Origin of the sequence: Caballeronia sp. ATUFL_F2_KS9A (assembly GCF_023630765.1) — a bacterium.
In the GTDB taxonomy this organism is placed as follows: Bacteria; Pseudomonadota; Gammaproteobacteria; order Burkholderiales; family Burkholderiaceae; genus Caballeronia; species Caballeronia zhejiangensis.
In genome coordinates this window covers 144,569-159,665 of the sequence record NZ_JALQEK010000053.1, presented here as the reverse complement: position 1 = coordinate 159,665, position 15,097 = coordinate 144,569, and the positions used below count along the sequence as shown (strand labels likewise).

Here is a 15,097-nt window from a genome sequence, read left to right as displayed (position 1 = left end):
CGACATGTGCGCCATCTGCAACTTCAAGATCGAATTCGGCGTCGGTCATCCGGCGGCGCTGACGGTCGCGGTCGCCGCGCGCAAGGCCATCGAGGCCGGGCTGATCGATCCCGCCGATACCGGGCAAGGGCCGCTCGCCGCGGCGCGCGCGCGCATGTCGGCGATCGATGCGCTGAATCTGCTGCAGGCGCGCATCGAGGAAACGCACACGCCGGACGAGCTTCTCGCGCTGCCGGAGTTCTACGTGTTCCTCGTCGAAAGCGATACGTGGGGGTTCTTTCGCGCGACCGTCGATGGCTTCGATCCCGACATCGTCCCCGAGCTGCCGGACGTGACGGCAACCGACGCATCGCGGCGCAGCAACATCGTCGTGATGCCGGAGGCGGGCTTGCGCGCATGGCTCGCCGGACGGATCGGCGCGCGCGCGGCGCTCGGCGATGCGCTCTTTCACGTCGACGCGCCGGCGCTCGCCGGAACGACGCTGGCGACGATGCTCGCGAGCGCCGAATCTTCCGTGGCCGACGCGCGCTGAAGGAGCGCCGATGACGGTTTTAGTCGATCATCCGGAAGGTTTGTTCGTCGTGCTGCTCGCGCTGTTCATCGGCGCGGTGGCGTGCGGCGCGCACGTATTGCGGCGCTTCGCCGTGCTGCCGCCGGAGGATCGCGAAGACTTCAACATCATCCAGACTTCCACGCTGACCTTGCTTGCGCTGCTCGTCGGCTTCAGCCTGTCGATGGCGGTGAATCGCTACGACTTGCGCAAGACGCTGGAGGAAAGCGAGGCGAACGCGATCGGCACCGAATATGCGCGCGCCGATCTCGCCGATGCCGCGACCGGCGCGAAGATCAAGTCCGCGCTGCTCCGCTATACGAAGCTGAGACTGGCGAACTACACGACGCGCGCGCCCGATGCGCTCGCGACGATCGTCCGCGATACGTCGAATGTCGAAACGGAGCTGTGGCAGCTCGCGACGCAAGTGGCGAAGGATCAGCCGACGCCCATCGGCGCGCTCGTCGTCGCCGGCATGAACGACGTGCTGAACTCGCAGGACTACTCGGAGGCAGCGCGCATCAACCATATTCCGCTGGGCGCGTGGTATCTGATGATCATCATCGCGCTGCTCGGCTGCGTGATGCAGGGCTACGGCGCGAAGGGCAAGCTGACCAAAGGGCTGCTCATCACGATTCTTCCGGCGACGGTCGCGCTGTCACTCGCGCTGATCGCCGACATCGACAGTCCGAAAGGCGGATTGATCCGCGTCGAGCCGCGCGATCTCACGCGGTTGCTGCAGTCGATCGGAGCGTGAGAGCCATGGCGCGCGTCCGGCTGCGTGCTATCTTTTTGAGTGGAAGCAGATCTTCCGCCCAGGAGAGATCGTGGACGTCGCCGCCTGGCTGCGCAGCCTCGGAATGGAACGGTACGAGCCGGTGTTTCGCGAGAACGCCATCGACGCCGACGTGCTGCGCAATCTCACCGCCGACGACCTGAAGGAACTCGGCGTCGCGCCGGTCGGGCATCGGCGCAAGCTGCTCGATGCGCTGGCCGGACTGCCGCATGCGTCCATCAAACCGGGCGATGAAGGAGAGCGGCGGCAAGTCGCCGTGCTTTTCGCCGACCTGTGCGGCTTCACGCAGATGAGCCGGGAAATCGACGCGGAAGAAGTGCTCGACGTGCTCGATCGATACTTCGAGCAGGTCGATCGCATCGTGGAGCTGCATGGCGGCCATGTCGACAAGCACGTCGGCGACTCGGTGATGGCGGTCTTCGGCGCGCCGGTCTCGCATGGAAACGATGCCGAACGCGCCGTGCGCGCCGCGCTCGCAATCGACGACGCGATGCCCGGCCTGTCGCGCGCGCTCGGTCGCGCGGTTTGCGTGCACATCGGCATTGCGGGCGGCGAGGTCGTCGCGAGCGGCACGGGCAGCGCGACGCATCGGGCGTACACCGTCACGGGCGACACCGTCAATCTCGCGTCGCGTCTCACGGACGCGGCCGGCACGGGAGAAATCCTCATATCGGAGGCCGTGCGGCGTCATCTGGCCGAGCGTCTCGATTGCGTCGAACGCGGCGCGCTGTCCGTCAAGGGATTCGCCGGTCCGGTTCCGGCATGGCGCATCGCCGGCATTCGACACGCGCCGCCGATCCGGCCGATGGTCGGCCGCTGCGAAGATCTGCTCGCGTTCCGGACCGTGCTCGGCTCGTGCCGCGCGACGGGCCATGGACGCACGATCGTGCTGCGCGGCGAGGCGGGCATCGGCAAGACGCGCCTCGTCGAAGCGTTCGAAAGCGCCGCGCGGGATGCGGGATTCGTCTGTCACGGCGGGCTCGTGCTCGACTTCGGCGCGGCGACCGGACGAGGCGCGATTCAATCGCTCGTGCGCGGACTGCTCGCGCTCGACAATCCGAACGATGACGCAACGATAGGGCAGGGCATCGCCCAGGCGATCGCCGCCGGTTCGATCGATGAAGGCGATGCGCTCTTTCTCGAAGACCTGCTCGACATGCCCATGCCGCTCGCGGATCGCACGGTCTTCGAGGCAATGGACAACGCGATGCGCGTTCGCGGCCGGCGCGATGTCGTGGCGCGGCTCGTTCGTCGCGCGAGCGGCCGGCATCCGCGGGTTCTTGCCGTCGAAGACATTCACTGGTCGGATGCGCCGACGCTGGCGGACCTCGCGGCGCTATCCGCGACGGCGGCGGATTGCGCGGCCGTGCTCGTACTGACCGCGCGACCGTTATCCGAAACCTTCGACGCGTCCTGGCACGCCGCGCACGGCGCGCCGTATTCGCTCATCGATCTCGGACCGTTGAGCGCAAGCGAGGCGCGCGTCATGGCCGAATCGTTTCCCGGCGCGACGGCGGATCTCGCGGAGCGCTGCATCGCGCGGGCGGCGGGCAATCCGCTGTTTCTCGAACAGTTGCTGAACCACGCGCAGGACGGCGCGGAATCCGGCGTGCCCGGCTCGGTGCGCAGTCTCGTGCAGGCGCGGCTCGACCGGCTCGATTCCGCCGGCAAGACCGCTTTGCAGGCGGCGTCGGTGCTCGGGCAGCTCGTCGAGAAGGATGCAGTCGATTTTCTCGTCGATGAAACCGGCGCCGGCGCCGCGCTCGAATCGCCGTCGATGGATCGCCTGGTGCGACGCCAGGGCGCCGGCTTCATCTTCCACCACGCGCTGATCCGCGACGCGATCTACGACGGGCTGCTGAAAAGCCGTCGCCGCGCGTTGCATCGTCGCGCGGCGCAGTGGTTCGGCGAGCGCGATCCGGTTCTGCGCGCCGAGCATCTCGATCGCGCCGCGGATCGCGCAGCGGCGCTCGCCTATTGCGACGCGGCGCGCGTGCAGGCGTCGGCGTATCGGCATGAAGCGGCGCTTCGGCTCGTCGCGCGCGGGCTCGAAATCGCGGATGCGGACAGCGACCGCGCCGCGCTCGAATGCCTGCGCGGCACGATCCTGCACGACGCGGGCGACATGACATCGGCGCTCGCGGCGTTCGAAACCGCGCTCGGCTTCGCCACGACCGACAGGGCGCGCTGTCACGCGTGGATCGGGCGCGCGACGGTGAAGCGCGTCATCGACGATCTCGATGGTGCGTGGGCCGATCTGAATCGCGCCGCATCGGCCGCGACCGCGCAAGGACTGCTGCGCGAGGAAGCGCGCATCCATTTCCTGCGCGGCAACCTGTGTTTTCCGCGCGGCGATATCGAAGGCTGCGTGCGCGAACACGAACGCAGCCTCGCGCTCGCGCAGCAAGCGGGCGACGCGGAACTGGAGGCCGCCGCGCTCGGCGGAATCGGCGACGCGCAGTACATGCGCGGACGGATGATCAGCGCGAACGACGCCTTCAGCCGCTGCATCGAGCTGTGCCGGCGTCACGGATTCGGACGGATCGAAGTCGCCAATCTGCCGATGCACGCGATTACCGCATGGTTCGCGGGCGCGGCGAACGCGGGGCTCGATGCGGCGCTCGCGAGTGTGGCCGCGGCGGAGAAGGTCGGGCAATTGCGGGCGCTCGCGGTTGCGCATCATGCGGCGTTTCACTGCCTGCACGATCTCGCGCAGTGGGATCGCGCGTGGGAGCATGTCGGCCCGGCGCTGCGCTGTGCGCGCGAACTGAAATCGAGGCGCTTCGAAGGCGAGGCGCTCGCGTTGCGCGCGGAATTGCATCGTGTCGCGGGACGCCGGCGCGACGCGCTCGACGATATCGAAGAGGCGCTGTCGATCAGCCGCGAGACCGGCATGACGTATCTGGGCGCCGCGTATCTCGGCGTGCTGGCGCGTTCGACGGACGACGTCGCGGTCTTCGACAGCGCGCTTGCGAAAGGCGAAGCTCTGCTCGCCAGCGGCGCGGTGAGCCACAACCATTTTCTCTTTCGGCGCGACGCGATAGACGCGTGCCTCGATCGCGGACTTCTGGACGCGGCCGCGCATCACGCTGCGGCGCTCGAAGATTACGCGCGACGCGAGCCATCGCCGTTTTCGGCATTCGTCGTGGCGCGGGCGCGCGCGCTCGTCGCGCATGGCAAGGGCGACCGGAAAGCGGCGTCGACGGATGCGCTACAGCGGCTCGCGCAAGAGGGCAGGAAGCGCGGCTTGCTTTACGCGCTCGCAGCAATCGATGACGCGCTGCGTCGATGAGGACGGCGATCATGTGGAACGAATGGACGCGTCGAATCAAGGTCTTCGTTCAACGCTTCTGGCAGCCGACGAGCGCATGCATGACGTGCATGCCCGGCAGCTGGGGCAATATCGCCAGCGCCGCGCACTGGATGGTGGCGTTCAAGACCGGCCTTCTGACCGGACTGCTCGCGCTGCTTCTGACCTTCACGCCCGCCGCGAAACTCTACGGAAACCGGTACGGCAATGCGGCGCTCGTCGGCGTGCTCACCGCGATCGGCGACGCGTATGCGCATCCGGGCCACTACCGTCTGCCTTACGTCGAGCATGTGCTGACGGGCGCCGTCTCCATGCTTCTCGCGCTGCTCGCTTCGTATCTGTTCGAGGACCGCGCGCGGCGCCTTCGGGTGGCGTGGCGACGCGTGTTCGGGTAGCCGGCGTCGTATGATCCGCGAGCAAGCCAATCTCGAATCAGGATCGCCAATGTCATCGAGCATCAACAAGCAGGATCTGGAAGCGATGTCGAGCTTCCGTTACGAGCTGCGCAAGTTCCTGCGCGTGTCGGAGGAAGTCTGCAACGCGGCCGGCATCACGACGCTTCAGTACCAGTTGCTTCTGCATGTACGCGGATTTCCCGAACGGCGCTGGGCCACCGTGGGCGAGCTCGCGGAGCGGCTGCAGGCCGCGCCGAACGGCACCGCGGCGCTGGTGTCGCGATGCGAGACGGCGGGACTCGTCACGCGCAAAACCGACAAGACCGATCGCCGTCAAGTGCAGGTTCACCTCACCGCGAAGGGCGAGCGGTGCCTGCTCAGGCTCGCTGCAGAACACAAGGCGCACTATGGATCGTTCGGCTGGGTGTTCGGTCCGCAGGAAGTGTGATGCAACTTTTATGTCACAATGTGCCTTAAATTTAAGGCGGCTTCCCCGATGCACATTCCTGGATTCATCGACCGGCGCACCATCCTGCGCGCGCGCAGACTGTGGCTGCATTACGGCGTGTTCTGGCTCGGCGCGATCGCGACCGGGCTCGTCGCGGTCATGTATGCACGGCTGATCGACTTCGGGTACGACGCCTTTCTGCGCGTCGTCGCCGTCTACTGGTGGTTGCCGCTGCTGCTCACGCCCGCGATCGGCGCGCTCGCTGTCTGGCTGACGCGCCGCTTCTTTCCCGGCTCCGAAGGCAGCGGCATTCCGCAGGTCATCGCGATGCTGCACGACAAGCGCGAGCTCGGGCCGCGCTTGCTCACGCTGCGCATTCTCGTCGGCAAGATCGCCATATCGTTTCTGTCGATTCTCGGCGGCTTCACCATCGGACGCGAAGGGCCGACCATCCATGTGGGCGCGGCGCTCATGTTCAGCTTGCGCCGCTTCTATCCCACACGCTTGCGCAACATGCGCGGCGGCGCGCTGGAACGCAATCTCGCGCTCGCGGGTGCGGCTGCGGGATTGTCGGCGGCGTTCAATGCGCCGCTCGCCGGCGTGGTGTTCGCCATCGAAGAGCTCACGCGCAGCTTCGAGCAGCGCACGAGCGGCGTGCTGATTACGGCGATCATCTTTGCCGGCATCGTTTCGCTCGCGCTGCAAGGCAACTACGTCTACTTCGGCACGATCGATCTCACCGGACACTTCCCCGAATCGCTCGCGCTCGCCGTCGTTTTGCTCGGCGTGGTGACGGGCATCGCGGGCGGCATCTTCTGCTGGCTGTTGCTCAACACGGAGCGCTGGATGCCGGGCCGTCTCGCGAGCTGGCGTCAGACGCATCCGGTGGCGTTCGGCGCGGCGTGCGGGCTCGTCATCGCGGTCATCGGCGTGGTGGCGGGCGGCCATACCTTCGGCAGCGGCTATGCGGAAGCGCGCGGCATGCTCGAAGGCCACACGGAAGTCGGCGCGAGCTATCCGTTGCTGAAAATGGCGTCGATGGTCGGGTCGTATCTGCCGGGCGCGCCGGGCGGACTTTTCGCGCCGTCGCTCGCGATCGGCGCGGGCATCGGCAATGCGCTGCATCTCGTGTTCGGCAACATGGAATTGCCGATGCTGATCGCGCTCGGCATGGTCGGCTATCTCGCCGCCGTCACGCAGAGTCCGATCACGGCGTTCGTGATCGTCATCGAGATGATCAACGGTCACGCGCTCGTGCTGTCGCTGATGGCCACCGCGCTGATTGCGAGCCAGGTGTCGAAGCTGTTCGCACCGCCGCTCTACGAAGCGCTCGCGCAGAAGTACATGGGCAAGTGACGCCGCGCGTCACGATGCGAGCTTGCGCGCGAGGCGGCGCATGCCGTCGAAGATCGTCTCGGCGACGTCCATCGGGAAATCGCGTGGCAAGCGTGCGGCCACTTCATCGATGACGTGCGGCGTGCGCGCGCCGAGTTCATCGATCATCGTTTCGACATCGTTCGCGGCAAGGCCGACGCGCCGCCCCTGCGCGATCCAGTGCCGCCGCTGAATCTCGCCGATCAGATAGTGCGCGTTCTTGCTGCGCACGGCCATCGCGAGGCGCACGCGTTGCGCGGCGAATTGATTGGCCCGCGTACCGATGACCGGATGCGCCGAGAGCACGTCATAAAGCGGCGTCGATTCATACCGGTTGCCGGGCAGATGCGCGATGCTGAAGTTCTTCGCGTGACCATCGGTGGCGGCGAGTATCCAGAAGATCATCTGCGTGCGAAAGAAGCGAAGACGGTCCTGTGCGGCGTGCGTCGATCCGGCGAGCACCTCCATGATTCGTTCGATGCCGGGACCGCCGTCCGACTCGTACTTGAGCAGCGCGGGCGTGCCGGTGGCCTGACACATGTCCTCTTGCGGCAGGCGCAGGATCCACGATTTGTCGCTCGACAGACGGCGATCGAAGCGCTCGACGACGAGCACCTTCTGATCGTCGAAGCGTTCCATTTCGCATCGCGCGATGGGCAGGCCGAACGCCGCGACGATCTTCGAGCAGAGCCATTCGTTCTCGACCGACGTACGCATGTCGGCGCGCATGTTGCCGACGAGCCCGAGCGGCAGCTTGAAGATATGCGTGGTCGGCGTGCTGCCTTCGGGCAGAAGCCAGCGCTTGCCGTGACGCAGAAGCGCGGTCTTTTCCTGCGCCCCGGCGATGGACAGGCGCAGCTCGTCGACCGTTTCGTGCTGGCCGAGTTGCGGCGCCGATGTGGTCTCGCGCAACAGACGCGCGATCTGCGATGCGGTGAGCGCACGGCCTTTTATGGTGTCGAGATCGACGGGCGCTTCGCCGGGCGGCAGCATTTGAAGGGCGCCGACGCAATCGCGGCCCAACTGCGCGAGCAACTGGAACGGCGCCGTGCCGCCGGTGCGGAATCGCGTGGCGATGCGGCGGCGGATCGGCTCGCTATCGGGCAGGAGATTGTCGAAGAAGTCGGTGACGACTTGCCCGCGCCACGGCTGATTGCCCGGCGTGAAGGGCAGCGACAGCGATAGCGGACGGCCTTGAGGATCGGCGATCCAGTCGTCGCGATAGACGAGGCGTTCGCCGGCCGCGCCTGTTTCCCAATGCCCGACGGGCAGGCCGTTCATCCACAGGTCGAGTCGGCCGGATTGCGTGCGGCGCGCCATGTTTACCAGTTCTCCCGTTTCTTCGAGGCCGCAGCGGCGGCCGTGGCGCGCTTGCGTGCGGGGCGCGCGGCGGTGGCCTTGGCCGCGATGGGCGACGGCGGGTGTATCGACGCGGCTTCGCTCGCCTTTTCCGCTCGCGTGAGCGCGAGTTCCACGTCGAGCACGCGTAGAACCTTGAAGAGACGTTCGACGCTCACTGCTGCCGGATTGGCTTCGAGTTGCGCGTACGTCTGCTGCGTAACGCCGAGACGCGCCGCGACCGCCGCTTGCGTGAGGCCCGCCGCCTTGCGAAAGCCGATCAGGATCGGCCTGAGCTGGCTCAGTGTTTTCAGCGAATAGTCCATCGCGTGCTCCTACAGGTTTTGATCTGTAAAGCCATTTTACAGCCTTTGATTTGTTAAGCGTGAAAACAGATCATAGCCTGTAAATCGATGCGTGCCCGTCGATGCCTCGTACTTTGGGTTTGTCCCAATGGCCTCGTCGTCAAGGTCTCAACTGATGCGCGAAATGGCGGGCGGGCGTCCCGGCCTCATCACGAAGACCGGGCTCGGCACGTTCGTCGATCCGCGTCAGCAGGGCGCGCGTCAGAGTCCGTCGACGGAAGAGATGCTCGTCGAGCTGATGCATATCGACGGCGAGGAATGGCTGCGCTTCAAGCCGTTCCCGATCGATATCGCGTTCCTGCGCGGCACCACCGCCGACGAAGACGGCAACGTCACGATGGAACAGGAAGCCGTGCTCGGCGAAATGCTCGCGATGGCGCAGGCGACGCGGCGCGCGGGCGGCATCGTCGTCGTGCAGGTGAAACGCATGGCGCGGCGCGGCACGCTGCCGCCCAAGCAAGTGAAGATCCCCGGCATTCTCGTGGACTTCGTCGTCGTCGAGCCGGAGCAGCGTCAGACTGATCGTGCGGCGCGCGGCGATGGAGCTGTATCCGCATGCCGTGTGCAATCTCGGCGCAGGCATTTCGACGGGACTCTCGACCGTCGCCGCGGAAGAAGACCTGCTCGACTCGGTGATCCTCACCAACGAGCAAGGGCTGATCGGCGGTGCGCCCATCACAGGCCGCGATTCGGGCGGCGCGCAGAACTTCGCCGCGATGATCGAGCAGCCGTCGCAATTCGACTTCTACGATGGCGGCGGTCTCGATCTCGCGTTCCTCTCGTTCGCGGAAGTCGACGCGCACGGCAACGTGAACATCAGCCGCTTCGGCGACAAGATCGTCGGCGTCGGCGGGTTCATCAACATCAGCCAGAACGCGAAGCGCGTGATCTTCAGCGGCACGCTCACCGCGAGCGGGCTCGACGTGCAATGGGAGAACGGCAAGACGCGGATCCTGCAGGAAGGCAGGCATCGCAAGTTCGTGCGTTCGCTCGAACAGATCTGCTATAGCGCGCCGCTCGCGCACGAGCGCGGCAATTCCGCGTTGTTCATCACCGAGCGCGCGGTGTTTCGTGTCGGCGATAAAGGGCTGGAGTTGATCGAAGTCGCGCCGGGCATCGATATCGAACGCGATGTCTTCGCGCAGATGGATTTCGGTCCAGCCATCGCCACCGACGTGCACGAGATGGACGCGCGCATCTTCGCGCCGCAACTCATGGGCATCAAGGATGAAACGGTGGCCCGGGAATGTAGGCATCGTTCGCAACGCATCGCCGAGTGGTACGGGAGCCGCGCATGAGCGCCGCGTCGATCACGGGGCGCACGCGCTTGTACGGCATCATCGGCGATCCGATCGCGCAGGTGCGCTCGCCCGAAGTCTATACGCGCAAGTTCGCCGATGCGGGCATCGATGCGGTGCTCGTGCCGATGCACATCGAGGCAAGCGAGATCGATGCGGTTCTGCCCGCGCTGCTGCGCCTGAAGAACCTCGACGGCCTGCTCGTGACGTCGCCGTTCAAGACACGTGCGCTCGCCATCGCCGATGAAGTGCATTCGCGCGGACGGCGCATCGGCGCGGTGAACGCTTTGCGTCGCGATGACGAAGGCCGCTGGCACGCCGACATGTTCGACGGCGAAGGCTTCGTGCGCGGCCTGCTCGCGAAGGGCCACGACGTGAAAGCGAAGCGCGCGCTCGTGCTCGGATGCGGCGGCGCGGGCGCGGCCATCGCGGTATCGCTCGCGGATGCAGGCGTCGCGCACATCACGCTCTGCGATATCGATCGCGCGAAGTCTGCAACGACGTGTCCGAGCGCGCGTTCCAGCTCGAACACGGCGGTCAATGGGTGAAAGGCAAGATGGCGCCCACCTTCGGTCCGCTCGGTCCGTGGCTCGTCACGCCCGATGAACTCGGCGACGTGCAGAATCTGCCGCTGTGGCTCGAACTGAACGGCAAGCGCATCCAGAACTCATCGACGTCCGACATGATCTTTCCGATCAGCAAGCTCGTTTCGTACATCAGCCAGTTCGTCGTGCTCGAAGCGGGCGATGTCATCACGACGGGCACGCCGCCGGGCGTCGGCCTCGGCATGAAGCCCGAGCAATACCTGAAACCGGGCGACGTGATGAAGCTATCCGTCGAAGGGCTCGGCGTTCAGGAACAGACCGTCGCGCGCTGGGACGATCAGTAACGCCGCAACCCATGCGACGCAAAAACGGCGGACATACGCGTCCGCCGTTCGCTCACGCTTCGATCAGAAGCGGTGACGCAAGCCCACGGTCGCCGAGACCTGGCTGTTCGTCGACGATGCCGACAGTCCGTTGATCGCCGCCGTGATGCCCGAATCGCCCGTATCGCTCACGTGCTGATACACGCCTTGCAGATACACGTCGGTGCGCTTGGACAGCGCGTAAGCCGTTTGCAGGCTGAACTGATTCCACTTCGGATCGACGCCTTCGAGATGGCCGTCGGTGAAGGTGTACGCGCCCGACACCGACCACGCGGGCGTCAGGTTGTAGCGGCCGTTCACTTCGTAGTTGGTGAAGCGCGCGCTGCCGCCATCGAGCGTGATGCCGTTGGTCGTGCCCGATGCCGATGCGCCGATGCCCGTCGCGCCGTCGAGTCGCGTCTGCGTGAAGACGAAGCCCGCTTGCGCCGCGCCGAACGTGTAGCTCAGGCCCGCGCCGAACGTGCGCTGACGGCTTGCGCTGAACGTGGCGTCATCGCTGACTGCGCCGCTCGAATTCAGCGTCGCGCCCGCGTTGTTCAGCTGCATGTAGCTCGCCGCTACGTTCAACGGACCGTAGTTGTACGATGCGCCCACGCTATACGCGCGATTCGTCGCGAAGCCGCCCGCATCGTTCGAGAAGCCATACAGGCCGCCGAACTTGAAGCCGCCGTAGTTCAGGCTCTGGTACTTCACGGAGTTGCTGACGCGGAACGAGTTGTCGAGGTTGTCGTTGTCGAACGGGTGCGCGGCCTGCGTGCCGCCGTATTGCGTGCCCGTGAGCGCGAGCGGGCCGAGATAATCGACGACGGAATCGTACTGACGGCCGAGCGTGAGTGCGCCCGCGCGATCGCTCGACAGTCCGACGAACGCCTGACGGCCGAACTCGCGTCCGCCCTGGCCGAGCTTGCCGTTCATGATGCTGAAGCCGCTTTCGAGGGTGAAGATCGCCTTCAGGCCGCCGCCGAGATCTTCCGTTCCGCGCAGGCCCCAGCGGCTGCCGTTGACGGCGCCGCTCGTCGCCTGAACGTTATGCGCGCCGCCCTGATTGTTCGTGTAGGTGAGGCCCGCGTCGATGAGGCCATAGAGCGTCACGCTGCTTTGCGCGTGCGCCGTGCCGGCGACGGTGCCGAGCGCGGCCAGCGCGCTCAGCGTGAATAGGGATTTCTTCACTGTGGTATCTCCAAGAGAGCTTGAGGTTCTTTCCGATCGATCGGTCGACGCATCGGACGGCGGATTAAATCACGGCACATGACGTGCTTTCGTTGGACGCGAGTTACCGAATGTTGTGTAACGCGTGCGCCTGCGGAGCACAGCGAAAGAGGAATCCCTTGAGCACCAATGCGTTCGCGTGCGCGCGATGCCGCAATGCGGCGCGAATCGCGATTACCTGCGGTAATGCCTTGTGCGAATCGGAAGGACGTTGTGGTCTGCGCGCGACATCCGCGTACTGAGTAAGATGGCCGAGTGTGTCCGGATTGACATGAAGTTGAGGTCCGGATTGATGGACAATCTCGTCTTGAGGCGCGACGCCGCCCGCTCTCGAACCGGTGCAACGAAGTGAACGAATCTCAACTGCTGCTCGTGGAAGACGACCCGGAAATCAGCGAATCGCTCGCGGATTATCTGCGCGGCAAGGGCTTTCGCGTGCAGGTCGCCGGAAGCGCGGAAGCCGGACACGAACTGCTCGCGCGCGGCGGCTTCGACCTCGTGCTGCTCGACGTGATGCTGCCCGGCGAAGACGGCCTGAGCTTCTGCCGTCGCGTGCGTGCATCGGGCGGGCCGCCCATCATCATGCTGACCGCGCTGTCCGAACCGACCGACAAGGTCGTCGGCCTCGAACTCGGCGCGGACGATTACGTGTCGAAGCCCTTCGATCTGCGCGAGCTGCTCGCGCGCATCCGCGTCGTGTTGCGCCGCGGCCAGACGAACGAGGCCGCCGCGCGCGCGCCGGCAAGCGAAATCGTGATGACGTTCTCCGGCTTCACGTTCTATCCGTACCGGCGCTTTCTACGCTCGCCCGCCGGCTTGCGCGTGCCGTTGACGGGCGCCGAAACCGACTTGCTGCTCGTGCTGTGCCAGCATCCGCGGCAAGTGCTATCGCGCGAAGAACTCATCCGTCTCACGCGCGGCAAAAACTTCCCGATCGCGACGCGCTCCGTCGATCTGCTCGTGAGCCGGCTGCGCCGCAAGCTCGCGGGCGACGATCCGCTCGATGATCCGATCCGAACCGTGCGCGCCGACGGTTACGCGTTCCAGCCCGAAGTGACCGCCCAGTGATGCGCCGCCTGATGCCGCGCGTTTTCGCGACCACGCTCGGGCAGATTCTCGCGATCGTCGCGGGCTCGTCGGCGGCGACGCTGTTGCTCTTCATCGTGTTGCTGTTCTATCCCGGCGCGCCGCCGAGCCCGCCGTGGCCGTGGCAGACGTCGTATCGCATCGTCGCGCTGGTGGACATGCTGAGCGCGACGCCCGACGCGGACCGCGTGCGCGTGCTGGCCGCCGCCGGTCGCGCGCGCATGACGGCGAAGCTCGTCGACGATGCCGTCATCTGCAAAGGCTCGACGCTCGACACGCACGATCTCGAAGCCGCGCTCAGAGCGGAACTGCACGCGGGCGCGGCGCTGACGGTGCGAACGTGCGATGCGCGTCAGCCGACGCAGAATCTTCAAGTGCTGATTCCCCTCGGCCAGCGCACGCTGGAGATTCGCACCGACCGCAACGAACGCGAGCCCGATCGCTTCACGATTCCGTTCTTCGGCGCGCTCGCGTTTCTGTGCGTGGGCGTCGCGGGATTGTCGGCGTGGGCGGTGTCGCGCGTGATTCGCCCGTTGCGGCGATTGTCCGAGAAAGCCGATGCGTTCGGCCGCGACATCACCGTTGCGCCGATCGATGAAGAAGGACCGCTCGAAATCCGCCGCGCCGCGCATGCGTTCAACCGCATGCAGGAACGCATCGCGCGCTCGATGCAAAGCCGCACGCGCATGCTCGCCGCGATCAGCCACGATCTGCGCACGCCGCTCACGCGCATGCGCCTGCAGCTCGACGCCGAGAAGAAAGAGATCGAGCGTGCCAAGCTGCTGCGCGACATCGATCTGATGCAGACAATGGTGAGTTCCGCCCTCGCATTCCTCACGAGCGATGCGGGCGCGGAGAAAAAAGAGTGGCTCGATCTCGGCGCGCTGCTCGGCACGCTATGCGACGAATACGCGGAGTCGGGCGCGGCGATCCGCTACGACGGGCCGGATCAGATTCCGTTCTTCTGCAAGCCGGATGCGATCCAGCGCGTTCTCACGAATCTCATCGACAACGCCATTCACTTCGGCACGGAGATCGTCGTGACGGCGGCGCTCGATGCAGGCAACGTGGTGATCGACGTGACCGACGACGGGCCGGGCATTCCCGCAGATCGCCTTCAGGACGTGATCGAGCCGTTCGTGCGCCTGGACCCGGCGCGCGCGCAGCGGCCCGGCAGCGTGGGCCTCGGGCTGTCGATCGTCGATGACATCGTGCGTTCGCACGGCGGCACGCTCGCGCTCATCAATCGCGAGCCTTCGGGCCTGATCGCGCGCGTGACGATGCCCGCATCGAACTGAACGTTCGCTCAGATTTCGAGCTTGTATCCGACGCCGTAGACCGAGACGATGATCTCGCCCTCGGGCCGGACGTCCTGCAGCTTGCGGCGCAGATTCTTGATGTGGCTGTCGATCGTGCGATCCGTCACCACGCGATGATCCGCGTAGACGTTATCGAGCAGAAACGAGCGCGGCAGTATTCGGCCCATCGACACATGCAGCAGATGCAGCAATCGGAATTCGATCGGCGTGAGGCGCAGTTCGTGGCCGTCGAGCGTCACGCGATGAAACTGCGGATCGATTTGAAGCGCACTGGCCGCCGCGCCGCTCGCGGTTGCGTTCGCGCCGCCCGCGCGACGCAAGATCGCCTTCACGCGCGCGACCACTTCACGCGGGCTGAACGGCTTGCACACGTAGTCGTCCGCGCCGGTTTCGAGTCCGAGCAGACGATCGATCTCGTCGATGCGCGCCGTCAGGATGATGACCGGCAGCTCCGAAAACGTCCGCAATTCGCGGCAGATATCGAGTCCGCCGCGGCCCGGCAACATCAGGTCGAGCAGCATCAGCGAAGGCGGCGTTTGACGCACGAACGGGATGACCTGCGCGCCATCGGCGAGCGTCGTCACGATGTAACCCGCGACGCGCAGATAGTCGGCGAGCACGGCGGCCAGCTTCGGCTCGTCCTCGACGATCAGGACATGGGCGGGAGAAGTTACGGGCATC

The 15,097-nt window shown here is 65.9% G+C and carries 14 protein-coding genes and 2 pseudogenes; 12 read left to right on the top strand and 4 right to left on the bottom strand.

The window, feature by feature from the left end; translation table 11 throughout:
- Positions 1-4: 4 nt before the first annotated feature.
- The 6 genes from NCS67_RS30355 to NCS67_RS30330 all read left to right on the top strand — a co-directional run bounded on the left by NCS67_RS30355 (position 5) and on the right by NCS67_RS30330 (position 6,855).
- Positions 5-532 (top strand): hypothetical protein, encoded by a 528-nt coding sequence (locus NCS67_RS30355; protein WP_175982406.1) that lies wholly within the window; start codon positions 5-7, stop codon positions 530-532.
- 10 nt (positions 533-542) lie between these two features.
- Positions 543-1,307 carry a bestrophin-like domain gene (locus tag NCS67_RS30350; RefSeq protein ID WP_250437780.1) on the top strand — a complete coding sequence of 255 codons (765 nt, stop codon included), beginning with the start codon at positions 543-545 and terminating at the stop codon, positions 1,305-1,307.
- Positions 1,308-1,377: 70 nt separating this feature from the next.
- Complete coding sequence (locus NCS67_RS30345) at positions 1,378-4,638, top strand: adenylate/guanylate cyclase domain-containing protein (protein WP_250437779.1); 3,261 nt, start codon at positions 1,378-1,380, stop codon at positions 4,636-4,638.
- Between the two features lie 11 nt (positions 4,639-4,649).
- Positions 4,650-5,051: a hypothetical protein gene (locus NCS67_RS30340; RefSeq protein ID WP_008345340.1), complete on the top strand. Its 402-nt coding sequence runs from the start codon at positions 4,650-4,652 to the stop codon at positions 5,049-5,051.
- A gap of 49 nt (positions 5,052-5,100) precedes the next feature.
- Positions 5,101-5,499 (top strand): MarR family winged helix-turn-helix transcriptional regulator, encoded by a 399-nt coding sequence (locus NCS67_RS30335; RefSeq protein WP_008345341.1) that lies wholly within the window; start codon positions 5,101-5,103, stop codon positions 5,497-5,499.
- A 48-nt stretch (positions 5,500-5,547) separates the two neighbouring features.
- The gene (locus NCS67_RS30330; RefSeq protein WP_008345342.1) at positions 5,548-6,855 is read left to right on the top strand and encodes a chloride channel protein; all 1,308 of its coding nucleotides are present in this window, start codon (positions 5,548-5,550) and stop codon (positions 6,853-6,855) included.
- Positions 6,856-6,864: 9 nt separating this feature from the next.
- On the opposite strand, the gene NCS67_RS30325 is transcribed toward NCS67_RS30330, so the two are convergent.
- Together NCS67_RS30325 and NCS67_RS30320 are read right to left on the bottom strand one after the other, a co-directional pair.
- Complete coding sequence (locus NCS67_RS30325; protein WP_250437778.1) at positions 6,865-8,193, bottom strand: type II toxin-antitoxin system HipA family toxin; 1,329 nt, start codon at positions 8,191-8,193, stop codon at positions 6,865-6,867.
- Between the two features lie 2 nt (positions 8,194-8,195).
- Entirely contained in the window at positions 8,196-8,537 is a 342-nt protein-coding gene (locus NCS67_RS30320; protein WP_250437777.1) for a helix-turn-helix domain-containing protein, read from the bottom strand.
- 127 nt (positions 8,538-8,664) lie between these two features.
- Here NCS67_RS30320 and NCS67_RS32135 point away from each other — a divergent pair.
- From NCS67_RS32135 to NCS67_RS30305, 4 genes and pseudogenes are all read left to right on the top strand, one after another.
- Positions 8,665-9,015: pseudogene (locus tag NCS67_RS32135) on the top strand (CoA-transferase); the annotation flags it as partial.
- A 100-nt stretch (positions 9,016-9,115) separates the two neighbouring features.
- Positions 9,116-9,874: a hypothetical protein gene (locus NCS67_RS32130; RefSeq protein WP_502801889.1), complete on the top strand. Its 759-nt coding sequence runs from the start codon at positions 9,116-9,118 to the stop codon at positions 9,872-9,874.
- The gene (locus NCS67_RS30310; protein WP_239295323.1) at positions 9,871-10,422 is read left to right on the top strand and encodes a shikimate dehydrogenase family protein; all 552 of its coding nucleotides are present in this window, start codon (positions 9,871-9,873) and stop codon (positions 10,420-10,422) included. The genes NCS67_RS32130 and NCS67_RS30310 overlap by 4 nt, the downstream gene beginning before the upstream one ends.
- Positions 10,365-10,763: pseudogene (locus NCS67_RS30305) on the top strand (fumarylacetoacetate hydrolase family protein); the annotation flags it as partial. The gene NCS67_RS30310 and the pseudogene NCS67_RS30305, both read left to right, overlap by 58 nt.
- A 63-nt stretch (positions 10,764-10,826) precedes the next feature.
- Here NCS67_RS30305 and NCS67_RS30300 read toward each other — a convergent pair.
- Positions 10,827-11,972 carry a porin gene (locus tag NCS67_RS30300; protein WP_008345348.1) on the bottom strand — a complete coding sequence of 382 codons (1,146 nt, stop codon included), beginning with the start codon at positions 11,970-11,972 and terminating at the stop codon, positions 10,827-10,829.
- Positions 11,973-12,359: 387 nt separating this feature from the next.
- Between NCS67_RS30300 and NCS67_RS30295 the strand changes: the two genes are divergently transcribed.
- A complete protein-coding gene (locus tag NCS67_RS30295) occupies positions 12,360-13,079 on the top strand; it encodes a response regulator (RefSeq protein ID WP_008345349.1) in 720 nt (239 codons plus the stop codon).
- Positions 13,080-13,090: 11 nt separating this feature from the next.
- On the top strand, positions 13,091-14,395 hold the full coding sequence (locus NCS67_RS30290) for an ATP-binding protein (RefSeq protein ID WP_034471160.1): 1,305 nt from the start codon (positions 13,091-13,093) through the stop codon (positions 14,393-14,395).
- An 8-nt stretch (positions 14,396-14,403) separates the two neighbouring features.
- On the opposite strand, the gene NCS67_RS30285 is transcribed toward NCS67_RS30290, so the two are convergent.
- Positions 14,404-15,096 (bottom strand): response regulator, encoded by a 693-nt coding sequence (locus tag NCS67_RS30285; RefSeq protein ID WP_008345351.1) that lies wholly within the window; start codon positions 15,094-15,096, stop codon positions 14,404-14,406.
- Between the last annotated feature and the right edge of the window lies 1 nt (position 15,097).

Bases quoted from the DNA above. Each gene is read 5' to 3' on its own strand.
- NCS67_RS30355 (WP_175982406.1), top strand. From the start codon at position 5: ATGTGCGCCATCTGCAACTTCAAGATCGAATTCGGCGTCGGTCATCCG.
- NCS67_RS30350 (WP_250437780.1), top strand. From the start codon at position 543: ATGACGGTTTTAGTCGATCATCCGGAAGGTTTGTTCGTCGTGCTGCTC.
- NCS67_RS30340 (WP_008345340.1), top strand. From the start codon at position 4,650: ATGTGGAACGAATGGACGCGTCGAATCAAGGTCTTCGTTCAACGCTTC.
- NCS67_RS30335 (WP_008345341.1), top strand. From the start codon at position 5,101: ATGTCATCGAGCATCAACAAGCAGGATCTGGAAGCGATGTCGAGCTTC.
- NCS67_RS30330 (WP_008345342.1), top strand. From the start codon at position 5,548: ATGCACATTCCTGGATTCATCGACCGGCGCACCATCCTGCGCGCGCGC.
- NCS67_RS30325 (WP_250437778.1), bottom strand. From the start codon at position 8,193: ATGGCGCGCCGCACGCAATCCGGCCGACTCGACCTGTGGATGAACGGC.
- NCS67_RS30320 (WP_250437777.1), bottom strand. From the start codon at position 8,537: ATGGACTATTCGCTGAAAACACTGAGCCAGCTCAGGCCGATCCTGATC.
- NCS67_RS32130 (WP_502801889.1), top strand. From the start codon at position 9,116: ATGGAGCTGTATCCGCATGCCGTGTGCAATCTCGGCGCAGGCATTTCG.
- NCS67_RS30310 (WP_239295323.1), top strand. From the start codon at position 9,871: ATGAGCGCCGCGTCGATCACGGGGCGCACGCGCTTGTACGGCATCATC.
- NCS67_RS30290 (WP_034471160.1), top strand. From the start codon at position 13,091: ATGCCGCGCGTTTTCGCGACCACGCTCGGGCAGATTCTCGCGATCGTC.
- NCS67_RS30285 (WP_008345351.1), bottom strand. From the start codon at position 15,096: ATGCCCGTAACTTCTCCCGCCCATGTCCTGATCGTCGAGGACGAGCCG.